This window comes from Streptomyces sp. NPDC024555 (genome assembly GCF_055559335.1).
This window is the reverse complement of record NZ_JBVHKV010000015.1, coordinates 80,911-94,942: the sequence shown is the minus strand read 5'-3', so window position 1 is coordinate 94,942 and position 14,032 is coordinate 80,911. Positions and strand designations below refer to the sequence as shown.

Here is a 14,032-nt window from a genome sequence, read left to right as displayed (position 1 = left end):
GCAAGGCGGAGGGTCGCCCCGATACTGGATGTATCGGGGTGATCCCGACAACGCGGGAGGGGGTCCCCCCGTGGTCGAGCGAAGCCGAGACCATGGGGGAGTGCGTGCCAGGCGTCGCCGAGCAGGCGGGACTTTCCGGACACGCCCTAGAGGACGAGTGACAGCAGCAGGACGAAGACCAGCGACACCACGGAGATGATCGTCTCCATCACCGACCAGGTCTTCACGGTCTGGCCGACGTCCATGCCGAAGTACTCCTTCACCAGCCAGAAGCCGGCGTCGTTGACATGGCTGAAGAAGAGCGAGCCCGCGCCCACCGCGAGGACCAGCAGCGCCGCGTGGGAGGTCGACATGTCGGCCGCCAGCGGGGCCACCAGACCGGCCGCCGAGATGGTCGCCACCGTCGCCGAACCCGTCGCCAGCCGGATCGCGACCGCGATCAGCCAGCCCAGCAGCAGTGCGGGGATCGACCAGTCCTTGGAGAAGTCCAGGATCATCTGGCCCACACCGGCGTCGATCAGGGTCTGCTTGAAGCCGCCGCCCGCGCCCACGATGAGCAGCACACCGGCGATCGGGGCGAGCGACTTCTCCACGGTGGTGGAGAGCCGCGCCCGGGTGAACCCGGCCGCCCGGCCCAGCGTGAACATCCCGACGACGACCGCCGCCAGCAGGGCGATCAGCGGCGAGCCGACCACATCGGTGACCTTCTGGAGACCCTGCTCGGGATCGTCCACCACGATGTCGACGAGCGCCTTGACCAGCATCAGGACGACGGGCAGCAGGATCGTGGCCAGGGTGGCGCCGAAGCTCGGCCGGCGGTCCAGGTCCTCCGAGGGGCGCTGCGGGATCATCTGCTCCGGCGCCTTGATGTCCACCCAGCGGGCGGCGTACCGGGAGAAGAGCGGGCCCGCGATGATCACGGTCGGTACGGCGACCAGCACACCCAGGGCCAGGGTGACGCCCAGGTTGGCGCCGAGCGCGTCGATGGCGACGAGCGGTCCGGGGTGCGGGGGGATCAGCCCGTGCATCACGGAGAGACCGGCGAGCGCCGGGATGCCGATCCGCATGAGGGAGTAGTTGCCGCGCTTGGCGACGAGCAGCACCACCGGGATCAGCAGCACGATGCCGACCTCGAAGAACAGCGGCAGGCCGATGATCGAGGCGATGAGGACCATCGCCCACGGCATGGCCCGTCCGCTCGCCCTCGCGAGGATCGTGTCGACGATCTGGTCCGCGCCGCCGGAGTCGGCGAGCAGCTTGCCCAGGATCGCGCCGAGCGCGATGAGGACGCCGACGCCCGCGACGGTGGAGCCGAGGCCCGCGGTGAAGCTCGCTATCGTCTTCGCCGGCGCGGCCCCGGCGAAGGAGCCGAGGGCCAGCGAGCCGATGGTGAGCGCGAGGAACGCGTGCATCTTGAACTTGGTGATGAGCACGACGATCACGGCGATGCCCGCCAGGACGGCGATGCCCAACTGCGCGTTGCCGGCCGAGGTGATCGGTTCGACGGCGTCCGCTGCCAGCGTCTCGACGCTGAGACTGGTCACGGTGATGATCCTTAACTGTCGAGCCGGCGCAGCGCGTCGACGGCCCGCCGGGTGATGTCCTCGGGGGTGCCGGACACGTCGACGGCCACTCCGGCCTCGTCGTCCGCGAGCGGTTCGAGGGTGGCGAACTGGGAGTCGAGAAGCGCGGTCGGCATGAAATGGCCCGTACGTCCGGCCATCCGCTCCGCGATCAGCGGGCGGGAGCCGGTCAGATGCAGGAAGACGGCACCGGGGGCCTCGCCCCTCAGCCGGTCGCGGTAGGACCGCTTGAGCGCGGAGCTGCTGACCACCCCGCCGAGTCCGGCCCGGCCGTGCGCCCACTGCCCGATCGCGTCGAGCCAGGGCCACCGGTCCGTGTCGTCCAGCGGCACGCCGGCCGACATCTTGGCGATGTTCGCCGGGGGATGGAAGTCGTCGCCCTCGGCGTACGGGACGCCCAGGGCGTCGGCGAGCAGGGGGCCGATCGTGGTCTTGCCGGTTCCTGCGACGCCCATCACCACGACGACGTGGGGGGTGCTCATGTCGGTGCCTCGCTGTCTTCGTCGATGTCGTCCTCGACATCGGTCCGTCGCGCTACTGAAACCTATACGTACGACTTATTCAAGATGCTGTGACATAAACGTCGTACTTTTTGTTCCGGCGGTGGCCGACCGGAAGCGCCCCCGTACGCTGGGGTCATGACCACACGGGGCCAGGGGCTGCATACACATGTGCTGGACACCCTGGGCCTGGAGATCGCGGCCGGGGAGCATCCGCCCGGCAGCGTGCTGCGCACCGACGAGCTGGCGGACCGCTTCGACGTCTCCCGCACGGTCGTGCGCGAGGTGATCCGCGTCCTGGAGTCCATGCACCTCGTCGAGTCCCGGCGCCGGGTCGGCGTGACCGTACGCCCCACCGAGGCGTGGAACGTCTACGACCCCCAGGTCATCCGCTGGCGTCTGGCCGGTGCCGACCGCCCCCGCCAGCTGCGCTCACTGACCGTGCTGCGCTCCGCGATCGAACCCGTCGCCGCCTCGCTCGCCGCCCGCAACGCCACCGCGCGGCAGTGCGCCGAGCTGACCGAACGCGCCCTCGGCATGGTCGCCACCTCGCGCGGCCAGCAGCTGGAGGCCTATCTGGAGCACGACATCGCGTTCCACCGGATCGTCCTGGACGCCTCCGGCAACGAGATGTTCGCGCGCCTGGGCGACGTGGTCGCCGAGGTCCTGGCCGGGCGCACCCACCACCAGGTCATGTTCGAGGACCCCGACCCCGCCGCCGTCACCCTGCACGTCCGCCTCGCCGAGGCCGTGCGCGAGGGCGACGCGGCCGCGGCCGAACGCCTCACCAAGGAGATCGCCACGGGCGCCCTGCACGAACTCGACGTGCTGGCCCCCTGACCCGCCCCGCCCCCGTCACTCCGTGACGTGCCGCAGCCGCGCGGCCGCCGCGGCCAGGACCATCTCCAGCGCCGCCGGGTAGCCGCTGCGCCCCATCTCCGCCACCAGCACCGGCGCGGTCGCCGCGATGTGCGGATGCGTCTCGGCCGGCTGGCGGGCGTAGACCTCCGGCCACGCCTGCTCCTCCAGCGCCCTGGCCCGCTCCGACAGCACCAGCGTGGACGCGTCCAGCGCCGCGAACGACAGCGTCTGGTCCACGAAGACGTGGTAGATCCGCACCGCCTCGGCGTCCGGGAAGCCCGCGCCCCGCAGCACCCCGAGGATCGCCTCCACCGACCGGATCTCGTGGGTCCGCCCGGTCACCCGCGCACACGTCAGCATCGCCGCCTGCGGATGCGCCAGGTAGTCCGCGTGCATCCGCAGCCCCAGCGCCCGCAGATCGGCCCGCCAGTCGCCCGTCGGCCGCCACGCGCGCAGCGTCCGCCCGATCAGCTCGTCGGCCACCGCCAGCAGCAGATCGTCCGTGTCGCGGAAGTACCGGTACAGCGCGCTGGGATCGCAGCCCAGCGCGGCGCCCAGCCGGCGCACCGTCAGCGCCGCCGCCCCGTGCTCGCCGATCAGCCGCAGCGCCGTCTCCACGATCAGCCGCTCGGACAGCACCGTGCCCTGCTTGGTGGGGCGCCTGCGACGCCGCGCGTCCTCCGGCACCACCCGCTCGCTCGCGTTCATGCCGGGCACCTTACGACAACGCCGTTGACGTGCGGAACCCCCGAGGAGTTCGATGTGCCGCCATCGGGGCCGAAGAGCGCCCCCCCGGTAAAGGAGCGGCCGTGTCCTCTCGTCCTGCCCACCGTGACCAGCCACCCGCCGGCCTGCGCAAGAGCCTCGGCGTGGTGGACGGTTTCGCCATCGCGGCCTCGTCCACCGCCGCCACCACCAGCATCGGCATCGGCCTCGGCGTGACCGCGGGCGCCGTCGGCCTCCACCTGCCGATCATCATGCTGCTGGCCTTCCTGCCGATCCTCGGCATCGCGGGCGCCTACTCCCGGCTCAACCGGGTCGAGCCCAACATGGGCAGCGGCTACGTCTGGGTCGGCCGCTCCCTCAGCCCCTGGCTCGGCTTCCTCGTCGGCTGGATCGGCATCGTCTCCACGGTCGTCTTCCTCGCCTACACCACGACCGTCACCGGCTCCGCGGTGATCCAGCTCGCCGGTGAGGCCGGGCTGCACCGACTCGCCGGCCTCACGCTGGACCCCGACTCCACCGCCCAGTCCACCGCCCTCGGCATCGTCGTCCTGGTCGCCGTCACCCTCACCGCGGTCACCGGCATCCGCTCGGCCGCCAACCTCCAGAAGTACCTGCTGGTCTTCGAGTACGCCGTGCTCCTCGGCTTCTGCGGCTACGCCCTGTTCGCCGGCCCCCACCCCTTCAGCCTCGACTGGATCAACCCCTTCACCATCCCGTCCGGTCAGCAACTCGCCCAGGGGCTCCTGCTCTCCGTCTTCTGCTTCTGGGGCTTCGAGTCCACCTTCAGCGTCAGCGAGGAGATCAAGGACCCCCGGGCCGCGTCCCGGGCCGGAACCATCACCCTGTTCACCATGCTGGGCCTGTTCCTGCTCGGCTCGTTCGCCTTCCAGCGCGTCCTCTCGCTCGACGAACTCACCGCCCACGGCGCCCAGGGGCTCACCTACTTCGGCGACCGCCTCGCCGGTGAACCGCTCGCCGCGCTGCCGCTGATCGCGCTCACCTTCTCCGCCGTCGCCTCCCTCCAGTCCGGCGTCATCCCCACCGTGCGCGGCATGTTCGCGATGAGCCGGGACCGCACGCTCGGACCGCTCTGGGCCAGGGTCAGCCCCCGCTACGGCACCCCCGCCGCCGGCACCGTCGTGATCGGCTGCGTCGCCGCGGCCGTCGCCGTGCTCTCGCTCGTCCTCCCGAAGGTCGGCGACCTCGTCCTCGCCTCCGTGAACGCCATCGGCGTCGTCGTCTCGCTCTACTACGCCCTCACCGCGCTGGCCGCCGCCGCCCGCTTCCGGGGCGCCTTCCGGGAGAGCCCGTCCCTGGCCCTGCGGGCCGTGGTCCTGCCCGTCGTCAGCGCCCTGGTGCTGCTCGGCCTCGGCGGCTACCTCTGCTGGACCTTCTACACCTCCGCCGACCACTTCGAGATCAGCCCGGACAACGGCTGGTTCATGCTGCTCTGCCCCGCCGTCATGCTGCTCTCCGGCGTCGCCGCGGCCGCCTGGGCCAAGTGGGCCCGGAAATCCCCCTACTTCGCCACCGGCCGCTCGGTCCCCCCGGCGGAACCGGCCGAGCCCGCCCCCGAACCCGCCCCCGAACCGGCCTGACCCCGCCCCGTACCACCCCACCGAACGGAACCCCATGCCCCGCACCCACGCCGACCTCGTCCTCACCGGCGGCCCCGTCCTCACCATGGACGCCGCCCGCACCCGCGCCACCACCGTCGCCGTCACCGGCGAGCGGATCACGGCCGTCGGCCACGACGAGGTCCGCGCGCTCATCGGCCCGCGCACCGAGGTGGTGGACCTCGCCGGCCGCCTCCTCCTGCCCGGCTTCCAGGACGCCCACGTCCACCCGGTCGCCGCCGGACAGGAGATGGCGCAGTGCGACCTCACCGACGCCCACGACGCCCGTGCCACGCTCGCCGCCGTTCGCGCGTACGCCGACCGCAACCCCGAACGGGAGTGGATCACCGGCGGCGGCTGGTCCATGGAGGCGTTCGAGGGCGGCGCCCCCACCCGGGAACAGCTCGACTCGGCCGTACCCGACCGCCCCGCCCTCCTCGTCAACCGCGACCACCACGGCGCCTGGGCCAACAGCCGGGCCCTGGCGCTCGCCGGGATCACCGCCGCCACCCCCGACCCCGCCGACGGCCGCATCGAACGCGACCACCGCGGCGAGCCCACCGGACTCCTCCAGGAGGGCGCCATGGACCTGGTCGCCCGCCACGCCCCCCGCTCCACCGCCGCCGACCGCCTCGCCGGACTGCTCCGCGCCCAGCGCCTGCTGCACGCACACGGCATCACCGCCTGGCAGGACGCCATCGTCGGCACGTACGGCTCCATGGACGACGTCTCCGACGCCTACCTCACCGCCGACCGCGACGGCACCCTCACCGCCCGCGTCACCGGCGCCCTGTGGTGGGACCGCGAACGCGGCGCCGAACAGATCCCCGGACTCGTGGCCCGGCGCGGGGAACTGACCGGCCGCAACTTTCGCGCAGGCACCGTGAAGATCATGCAGGACGGCGTCGCCGAGACCGGCACCGCGGCCCTCCTCGCCCCCTACCTCGACGCCTGCGGCTGCGCCGGCGGCAACACCGGCACCAGCTTCGTCGACCCCGCCGAACTCTGCCGCCACGTCGCCGAACTCGACGCGCTCGGCTTCCAGACCCACTTCCACGCCCTCGGCGACCGGGCCGTGCGCGAGGCCCTCGACGCCGTCGAGGCCGCCCGCGCGGCCAACGGCCGCACCGACACCCGCCCCCACCTCGCCCACCTCCAGATCGTCCACCCCGACGACCTCCCCCGCTTCCGCACCCTCGGCGCCACCGCCAACATCCAGCCGCTCTGGGCCTCCCACGAACCGCAGATGGACGAACTGACCATCCCTTTCCTCGGCGCCGAACGCGCCGCGCTCCAGTACCCGTTCGCCGCGCTGCTCGACGCCGGAGCCACCGTGGCCGCCGGCTCCGACTGGCCGGTCAGCAGCGTCGACCCGCTGCACGGCATCCACACCGCCGTCAACCGCGTGGCACCCGGCGGCGACGGACCGGTCTTCCTCCCCGGCCAGCGGATCTCCCTGACCGACGCGATCGCCGCGTACACGGCGGGATCCGCGTACGTGAACCACCTCGACGACACCGGCACCCTCCGCCCCGGCGCCCTCGCCGACCTCGTCGTCCTCGACCGCGACCCGTACGACGGACCGCCCGAGGAGATCGCCGCGACGAAGGTCCTGGCGACCTACGTGGGCGGACGGCGGGTGTACGGGGACTGAGCGGACGGCACGGCCGTACGGAGTGCGCCCCGGGGTACGCCCCCGCCGCTCCGGGGCGCGTACGGTGGTCCGAGATCGATCTGCCGGAAAAGTCGGCACGGGTCGATCCCAGGACATGTCGGGAAAGGGAGTCCACGGGAATGGCGCAGCACGTACAAGGGGTCATCGCACCGGGAAAGAACGAGCCGGTCCGCGTCGAGACGATCGTGATCCCGGACCCGGGTCCGGGTGAGGCCGTGGTGAAGATCCAGGCCTGCGGCGTCTGCCACACCGACCTGCACTACAAGCAGGGCGGCATCAACGACGAGTTCCCCTTCCTCCTCGGCCACGAGGCCGCGGGCGTCGTGGAGTCCGTGGGCGAGGGCGTCACCGACGTCGCCCCCGGCGACTTCGTCGTCCTCAACTGGCGAGCCGTCTGCGGCCAGTGCCGCGCCTGTCTGCGCGGCCGTCCCTGGTACTGCTTCGACACCCACAACGCCAAGCAGAGGATGACCCTGCTCGACGGCACGGAGCTGTCCCCGGCCCTGGGCATCGGCGCCTTCGCGGAGAAGACCCTCGTCGCCGCCGGCCAGTGCACCAAGGTCGACCCCGAGGTCTCCCCGGCCGTCGCCGGACTGCTGGGCTGCGGTGTCATGGCCGGGATCGGCGCCGCCATCAACACCGGCCAGGTCGGCCGCGGCGACTCGGTCGCCGTCATCGGCTGCGGCGGGGTCGGCGACGCGGCCGTCGTCGGCGCCCGGCTGGCCGGAGCGGCGAAGATCATCGCGGTCGACATCGACGACCGCAAGCTGGAGACGGCGAAGAAGATGGGCGCCACCCACACCGTCAACTCCCGCGCCACCGACCCGGTCGAGGCGGTCCGCTCGCTCACCGGCGGCCACGGCGCCGACGTCGTCATCGAGGCGGTCGGCCGCCCCGAGACGTACGAGCAGGCCTTCTACGCCCGCGACCTCGCCGGCACCGTCGTCCTGGTCGGCGTCCCCACCCCGGAGATGAAGCTCGAACTCCCGCTGCTGGACGTCTTCGGCCGCGGCGGCTCCCTCAAGTCCTCCTGGTACGGCGACTGCCTCCCCTCGCGCGACTTCCCGATGCTGATCGACCTCCACCAGCAGGGCCGCATCGACCTCGGCGCGTTCGTCACCGAGACCATCGGGCTCGGCGAGGTGGAGCAGGCCTTCGCCCGCATGCACGACGGCGACGTGCTGCGCTCGGTGGTGGTCCTCTGATGGCCGCCCGCATCGACCACCTGGTCACCTCGGGCACCTTCGCCCTCGACGGCGGCGAGTGGGACGTCGACAACAACGTCTGGATCGTCGGCGACGACACCGAGGCCGTCGTCATCGACGCCGCCCACGACGCCGCCGCCATCCGGGCCGCCCTCGGCGGCCGTACGCTGCGCGCCATCATCTGCACCCACGCGCACAACGACCACATCGACGCCGCCCCGGAGCTCGCCGCCGCCACCGGCGCGCCCGTGCTGCTCCACCCCGACGACCTGCCGCTGTGGAAGCAGACCCACCCGGACCGGGCACCCGACGGCGAACTGGCCGACGGCCAGGAGATCACCGTCGCGGGCACCGTGCTGACCGTGCTGCACACCCCGGGCCACGCCCCCGGCGCGGTCTGCCTGTACGCCCCCGCGCTCGGCACCGTCTTCACCGGCGACACCCTCTTCCAGGGCGGCCCCGGCGCCACCGGACGGTCCTTCTCGGACTTCCCGACGATCGTCGGCTCCATCCGGGACCGGCTCCTCGTCCTGGACCCGGAGACCACCGTCCGTACCGGGCACGGCGACTCCACCACGATCGGGGCGGAGGCCCCGCACCTGGAGGAGTGGATCGCCCGGGGTCACTGACCCCGGACCGTCCTCAGCCCTCCGGCCACGCGGAGAGCCGCAGCCCGCTCTCGAAGCGGCGCGGCTCTCCCGTGACCGGATCGGTGAACTCCAGCACCCGCGCCAGCAGTTGCAGCGGCCGCGCGTAGTCCTCGGCCGTGCCCCCGGGCACCACGGCGGGGTAGAGCGGATCGTGCAGCAGCGGCAGTCCCAGCGCGTTCATGTGGACGCGCAACTGGTGGGTCCGTCCGGTGGCGGGCAGCAGCCGGTAGCGGCCGAGTCCGCCCCGGTGCTCCAGCAGCTCGATCCGGCTCTCGCTGTTCGGCTCGCCCGGCTCCTCCCGGGCGGTGACCACACCGCGCTCCTTCACGATCCGGCTGCGCACGGTCCGGGGGAGGACCAGCCCGGGATCGTACGGGGCGACCGCCTCGTACTCCTTGCGCACCAGCCGGTCGCGGAACAGCGTCTGGTACGCGCCCCGGTCTCCGGCCCGCACCACGAACAGCACCAGCCCCGCCGTCAGCCGGTCCAGCCGGTGGGCGGGCTGGAGGCCGGGAAGCCCCAGTTCGCGGCGGAGCCGGGCCACCGCCGTCTCGGTGACATGGCTGCCGCGCGGTGTCGTCGCCAGGAAGTGCGGTTTGTCCGCCACGACGAGACGCGCGTCCCGGTACACCACCCCGACCGGGAAGGGCACCGGCTCCTCCGGGGCGAAATCCCGGTGGAACCAGAGATACCGGCCCGGTGCGTACGGCTCGGCGCCCGTCACCGGACCGTCCACCGAGACGAACCGGCCCCCGTCCAGCATCGCGTCGACCCGTGCCGCGCCGATCGCGCCCCCGAAACGCTCCCGCAGATGGTCCCCGACCGTCGCCCAGGCCCCCGCCGGGTCCTCGGGGAGCCGCACCCGGACCGGATCGACCCCCTCGTGCTGGGGGAGCGGCGGGGCGGGGGGCTTCGCCCGGCCCCTCATCGGGGTCCGCCGGACGGCGTCGTGCTGGTTCTCATGGTGCCCGGAATCCTCCCACAGCGGCCGGGCCGGCAGCGGTGTGGAATTCATGGGACTGAAAGGATTCAATCGTAGTGCGAGCGGGGTAGAAAGCGCTTGCGCGACGCATGGTGCCGCCCGGCGGGAAGCGGGGCGGCACCCGCGCACCCCGCACCCGCGTCCCCGAAGGAGCCCCGTATGCCCCCCGTCCGCAGAACCGGACCCGCCCTGCTGACCGCCCTGGCCGCCGCGGTCTGTCTTGCCACGGCCGCCCCGGCCGACGCCGCCCCCGCCGCCGGGAACGGCCTTCCGGCCGGCTGCTCCGGGAGCGCCCCGGTGGTGTGCCACATCGACGTGGCCCCCGGCACCTACCGCGTCACCGCGCGCCTCGGCGGTGCCGCCGAGGGCCGGACGACGGTGACCGCGGAGGCCCGGCGCACCCTGCTCGCCGAGACGGCCACCCCGGCGGGCCGCACGGTGGTCCGCTCGTTCACCGTCGACGTGCGCGAGCCGGAGGGCGAACCCACCGGCGCGAGCGGCAGCCCCGGGCTCGACCTCGTCTTCGACGGCCCGGCCCCGCTCCTGGCCGGTCTGCACGTGGCCCCGGCCCCGCGCACCCCGCAGCTCCTCCTGATCGGCGACTCGACCGTCTGCGACCAGGCCACCGCCCCCTACACCGGCTGGGGCCAGGAACTGCCGCGGTTCTTCCGGGCCGGGCTCTCCGTCGCCAACCACGCCGACTCCGGGGAGAGTTCGCAGACCTATCTCGACGACCCCCGGCTCTTCGCCACCGTCCGCCCGCTCGTCCGGCGCGGCGACACCGTACTGATCCAGCTCGCCCACAACGACAAGCAGACGACCGAGGCCGACTACCGCGCCGCCCTCACCACGATGATCGAGGGGATACGCGCCGAGGGCGGCCGGCCGGTGCTGGTCACCCCGGTCGTCCGCCGCTGGTTCAACGCCGACGGCACCCTCGACAACGGCACCGCCCTGCTGGTCAACGGCCTCGGCGTGGACCTGCCCGCGCAGATCCGGCGGCTCGCCGCCGAACAGGACGTCCCGCTCGTCGACCTCACCGCCCTCACCCGCCGCCTGGTCGAGGAGTTGGGCCCCGACACCTCCAAGGCGCTCTACCTCACCGACGAGAAGCGGGACAACACCCACACCTCCGAGGCCGGGGCCACCGCGTTCGCCGCTCTGGTCCGCGATTCCTTGCGCGACCAGCACCTGCTGTCCGGACACCTGTTCCGCTGACGGGGTCCCGCCCCGGCCGCGGCCGGGGCGGGAGGGTCCGGCGGAAGCGGGCTCAGCCCAGCGCGGAGAACACGAACGAGAACTCCGCGGGCGCCGCGTCGAGCCGGTACTCCGGCAGCACGCCCGGACCGCAGGACTGCGATCCGATGCCCTGGAGGGCGTGGTCCAGATGAACGTGGACCCGGTCACCCGCCACCAGGTCCGGCCGGTGCTCCGCCGCGTCCAGTCGCTCGTCCGTCCAGCGCCGGGCCGTGAACCAGAAGGGCGTGACGCCCTCGGCCCGCAGCCCGCCGCCGCCCCCGTCCGTCAGCTCGGCCCACCGGACGCCGGCCCGCGCCCCGTTCTCCTGGGGCCGGACGTACGGCGTCTGCAGCGCGTCCACGTCCGACCGCCACCGCCCGAACAGCGCGGCGGCCCGGGTGTCCGGATACGCCTCGCCCGGACCCCCGCCCAGCCAGGCGGCCTCGCCGTACGCCCCGGGCAGCGCGAAGCCGATCCCCAGCCGGGGCAGCGGCACCCGCCACTCGCCCTCCGGCATCACGGACACCGTCAGCCCCAGCCGGTCCCCGTCGGCCGTCCAGCGGTACACCGTCCGCAGCCCCACGTCCCGGCCGGCCGGAGCCACCCGGGTCCGCACCACCAGCGCCTCCCCGTCCGTCTCCACCGCGTCGGTCCGGTGCCGCATCCGGTGCAGCCCCCACTCCCGCCAGCGCAGCCCGTACCGCTCGTCCGGCTGCCACGCCGCGCCGTTGTCGTTGTCCGTCGGCGCCCGCCACACGTCCAGCCGCAGCCCCTCCACCGGCACGGTCCCGACGCGGACCGGGACGCCGGACGCCGCGTCGAACACGCCCGGACCGAGGGTGATCCGCCCTCCGGAGCGCACCGGACGCGCGCCCGTGGCCGGGGCGGGGACGGCGGGCGCGCCGCGTTCGGCCTGGCCCCAGGCCACCACATGGCCGCGAGCCGCCCAGGCGGTGTCCTCGGCGAGCACCGCCCGCACCGTCCACACCCCCTCCGCGTCGCCGCTGCCGCCCGGCACCACCTCGGCGCGGGCGCCCGGGGCCAGTTCCGGGACGTCCAGGGTGCCCGAGGCGACGAGCAGCCCGTCCACCTCGTGCGACCAGAGGAACTCCAGGTGCCCGGTCCCCGAGAAGTCGTACCCGTTGGTCACGGTGAACGCGCCCGCCCCGGGGCCGGCGGCGATCCGCACCGGCTCGACGACCTTCTTGTACTCGACGAGCCCGGGGGAGGGGGTGCGGTCCGGGAAGAGCAGCCCGTCGCAGACGAAGTTCCCGTCGTGCAGCTCCTCGCCGAAGTCGCCGCCGTAGGCGAAACCGTGCCGGGGATGGGCGATGCCGTGGTCGATCCACTCCCAGACGAAGCCGCCCTGGCAGCGTTCGTACTGTTCGAACAGCCGCTGGTACTCGCTGAGCCCGCCCGGTCCGTTGCCCATCGCGTGCGCGTACTCGCACATGACGAACGGCATCGCGCGCCGCCGCGCGTCGAGTTCCGCGTCCGGCCAGGGCTCCTCCGCGCGCCGGCCGATCAGCTCGACCTCGGCGTGCGTCGGATACATCCGGGAGTAGAAGTCGACGTCCTTGCAGGACAGATCGCCCTCGTAGTGGAGCAGCCGCTCGGGGTCCCGGCCGCGGATCCAGCGGGCCATCGCGGTCAGGCCCCGTCCGGTGCCGCACTCGTTGCCCAGCGACCAGATGATCACCGAGGCGTGGTTCTTGTCGCGCTCGACCATGCGGGCCGCCCGGTCCAGCAGCGCCGGGGTCCACCGCGCGTCGTCGACCGGGTTGCCCCGCCACTCCAGGTCGACGAACCCGTGCGTCTCCAGATCGCACTCGTCGATCACCCACAGGCCCAGCTCGTCGCAGAGGTCCAGGAAGTCGGGGTGCGGCGGGTAGTGGCTGGTGCGGACCGCGTTGATGTTGTGCCGCTTCATCAGCACCAGGTCCCGGCGCATGGTCGCCGCGTCGACGGTGCGCCCGGTCTCCGGGTGGAACTCGTGCCGGTTGACCCCGCGGAAGAGCAGCCGCCGCCCGTTGACCTTGATCACGCCGTCTTCGACGAGGACCGTACGGAACCCGATCCGCAGCGGGACGCGCTCGCCGGGCGTCACCAGCTCGGCGTCGTACAGCCGGGGCGTCTCGGCGGTCCACGGCTCGGTCGGCACCGTCGCCGTCGCTCCCGTCGCGAGGTCCAGACCCAGCTCGGGCACGAGGACCCGGCCCTCCGCTCCCTCGCACTCCACCCGCAGGGTGCCCGTGCCGTCCCGGTGGTCGTAGCCGGCGTGCACGAAGAAGTCCCGCGCGGCGCCCGGCGGCCGGTGCTCCAGGGTCACGTCACGGAAGATCCCCGGCAGCCACCACTGGTCCTGGTCCTCCAGATAGCTGCCCGACGACCAGGCGTGCACCCGTACGGCCAGGACGTTCTCCCCGGCCCGCAGCAGCGGCCCCACGGCGAACTCGTGCGGCAGCCGGGACCCCTTGAAGTCGCCCAGCACCTCCCCGTTCAGCCAGACCCGGGCACAGGACTCCACCCCCTCGAAGCGCAGGACGGCCTCGCCGTAGCCCGGCCAGTCGGCGGGCAGTTCGAAGGTCCGCAGATGGTCGCCCGTCGGATTTTCGTCCGGCACCCGGGGCGGGTCGACGGGGAAGGGATAGACCACGTTCGTATAGGCGGGAGCGCCCCCGGCCCCCTGGAGCACCCAGTGCCCGGGAACGGCGACCGTTCCCCAGGCCGAGGCGTCGAAGCCGGTCCCGGCGAACGACTCGTCGTCGCTCCCGGCCCCGGGCGAGAGCCGGAAGGCCCATGTGCCGTTGAGGGACATCCGCCGGGCGTCGGAGACCGCGGACCGGGCCCGGGGCGGGAGCCCGCCGGAACCGGGGCTCGGGTCCTCGTACCAGGTCAGCGAATCGGTGTCGGTGCGACTCATGGTTCTCCTTGTGAGGAATCACCTGTCTCGGAGCTGACGCTAGCCGCGAATGAACCGTTTCAACAAGGGTGG

The 14,032-nt window shown here is 73.1% G+C and carries 11 protein-coding genes; 6 read left to right on the top strand and 5 right to left on the bottom strand.

The window, feature by feature from the left end; all coding sequences use genetic code 11:
• Positions 1–146: 146 nt before the first annotated feature.
• Entirely contained in the window at positions 147–1,544 is a 1,398-nt protein-coding gene (locus ACZ4FH_RS25610; RefSeq protein WP_467307680.1) for a GntP family permease, read from the bottom strand.
• A gap of 11 nt (positions 1,545–1,555) precedes the next feature.
• Positions 1,556–2,065: a gluconokinase gene (locus ACZ4FH_RS25605; protein WP_467307678.1), complete on the bottom strand. Its 510-nt coding sequence runs from the start codon at positions 2,063–2,065 to the stop codon at positions 1,556–1,558.
• A 156-nt stretch (positions 2,066–2,221) separates the two neighbouring features.
• Between ACZ4FH_RS25605 and ACZ4FH_RS25600 the strand changes: the two genes are divergently transcribed.
• Complete coding sequence (locus ACZ4FH_RS25600; protein ID WP_467307677.1) at positions 2,222–2,923, top strand: FadR/GntR family transcriptional regulator; 702 nt, start codon at positions 2,222–2,224, stop codon at positions 2,921–2,923.
• 15 nt (positions 2,924–2,938) lie between these two features.
• Here the strand turns inward: ACZ4FH_RS25600 and ACZ4FH_RS25595 are convergent, their stop codons facing one another.
• A complete protein-coding gene (locus ACZ4FH_RS25595) occupies positions 2,939–3,652 on the bottom strand; it encodes a TetR/AcrR family transcriptional regulator (protein WP_467307676.1) in 714 nt (237 codons plus the stop codon).
• A 101-nt stretch (positions 3,653–3,753) separates the two neighbouring features.
• On the opposite strand from ACZ4FH_RS25595, the gene ACZ4FH_RS25590 reads away from it, so the two are divergent.
• The 4 genes from ACZ4FH_RS25590 to ACZ4FH_RS25575 all read left to right on the top strand — a co-directional run bounded on the left by ACZ4FH_RS25590 (position 3,754) and on the right by ACZ4FH_RS25575 (position 8,795).
• Positions 3,754–5,268 (top strand): APC family permease, encoded by a 1,515-nt coding sequence (locus tag ACZ4FH_RS25590; protein ID WP_467307674.1) that lies wholly within the window; start codon positions 3,754–3,756, stop codon positions 5,266–5,268.
• Positions 5,269–5,302: 34 nt separating this feature from the next.
• Entirely contained in the window at positions 5,303–6,940 is a 1,638-nt protein-coding gene (locus ACZ4FH_RS25585; protein ID WP_467307673.1) for an amidohydrolase, read from the top strand.
• Positions 6,941–7,080: 140 nt separating this feature from the next.
• Positions 7,081–8,166: an S-(hydroxymethyl)mycothiol dehydrogenase gene (locus ACZ4FH_RS25580; protein WP_467307671.1), complete on the top strand. Its 1,086-nt coding sequence runs from the start codon at positions 7,081–7,083 to the stop codon at positions 8,164–8,166.
• Positions 8,166–8,795 carry an MBL fold metallo-hydrolase gene (locus tag ACZ4FH_RS25575; protein ID WP_467307670.1) on the top strand — a complete coding sequence of 210 codons (630 nt, stop codon included), beginning with the start codon at positions 8,166–8,168 and terminating at the stop codon, positions 8,793–8,795. Before ACZ4FH_RS25580 ends, ACZ4FH_RS25575 begins: the two co-directional genes overlap by 1 nt.
• A gap of 13 nt (positions 8,796–8,808) precedes the next feature.
• Here the strand turns inward: ACZ4FH_RS25575 and ACZ4FH_RS25570 are convergent, their stop codons facing one another.
• Positions 8,809–9,744 carry a pseudouridine synthase gene (locus ACZ4FH_RS25570; RefSeq protein ID WP_467307815.1) on the bottom strand — a complete coding sequence of 312 codons (936 nt, stop codon included), beginning with the start codon at positions 9,742–9,744 and terminating at the stop codon, positions 8,809–8,811.
• A gap of 213 nt (positions 9,745–9,957) precedes the next feature.
• Between ACZ4FH_RS25570 and ACZ4FH_RS25565 the strand changes: the two genes are divergently transcribed.
• Complete coding sequence (locus ACZ4FH_RS25565) at positions 9,958–11,016, top strand: rhamnogalacturonan acetylesterase (RefSeq protein ID WP_467307669.1); 1,059 nt, start codon at positions 9,958–9,960, stop codon at positions 11,014–11,016.
• Positions 11,017–11,068: 52 nt separating this feature from the next.
• On the opposite strand, the gene ACZ4FH_RS25560 is transcribed toward ACZ4FH_RS25565, so the two are convergent.
• Positions 11,069–13,960 carry a glycoside hydrolase family 2 TIM barrel-domain containing protein gene (locus ACZ4FH_RS25560; RefSeq protein WP_467307667.1) on the bottom strand — a complete coding sequence of 964 codons (2,892 nt, stop codon included), beginning with the start codon at positions 13,958–13,960 and terminating at the stop codon, positions 11,069–11,071.
• Between the last annotated feature and the right edge of the window lie 72 nt (positions 13,961–14,032).

What these genes read in the sequence shown, in the direction of transcription:
- ACZ4FH_RS25600 (WP_467307677.1), top strand. Translation starts at nt 2,222, where the DNA reads ATGACCACACGGGGCCAGGGGCTGCATACACATGTGCTGGACACCCTG.
- ACZ4FH_RS25595 (WP_467307676.1), bottom strand. Translation starts at nt 3,652, where the DNA reads ATGAACGCGAGCGAGCGGGTGGTGCCGGAGGACGCGCGGCGTCGCAGG.
- ACZ4FH_RS25565 (WP_467307669.1), top strand. Translation starts at nt 9,958, where the DNA reads ATGCCCCCCGTCCGCAGAACCGGACCCGCCCTGCTGACCGCCCTGGCC.
- ACZ4FH_RS25580 (WP_467307671.1), top strand. Translation starts at nt 7,081, where the DNA reads ATGGCGCAGCACGTACAAGGGGTCATCGCACCGGGAAAGAACGAGCCG.
- ACZ4FH_RS25605 (WP_467307678.1), bottom strand. Translation starts at nt 2,065, where the DNA reads ATGAGCACCCCCCACGTCGTCGTGGTGATGGGCGTCGCAGGAACCGGC.
- ACZ4FH_RS25585 (WP_467307673.1), top strand. Translation starts at nt 5,303, where the DNA reads ATGCCCCGCACCCACGCCGACCTCGTCCTCACCGGCGGCCCCGTCCTC.
- ACZ4FH_RS25575 (WP_467307670.1), top strand. Translation starts at nt 8,166, where the DNA reads ATGGCCGCCCGCATCGACCACCTGGTCACCTCGGGCACCTTCGCCCTC.
- ACZ4FH_RS25570 (WP_467307815.1), bottom strand. Translation starts at nt 9,744, where the DNA reads ATGAGGGGCCGGGCGAAGCCCCCCGCCCCGCCGCTCCCCCAGCACGAG.
- ACZ4FH_RS25560 (WP_467307667.1), bottom strand. Translation starts at nt 13,960, where the DNA reads ATGAGTCGCACCGACACCGATTCGCTGACCTGGTACGAGGACCCGAGC.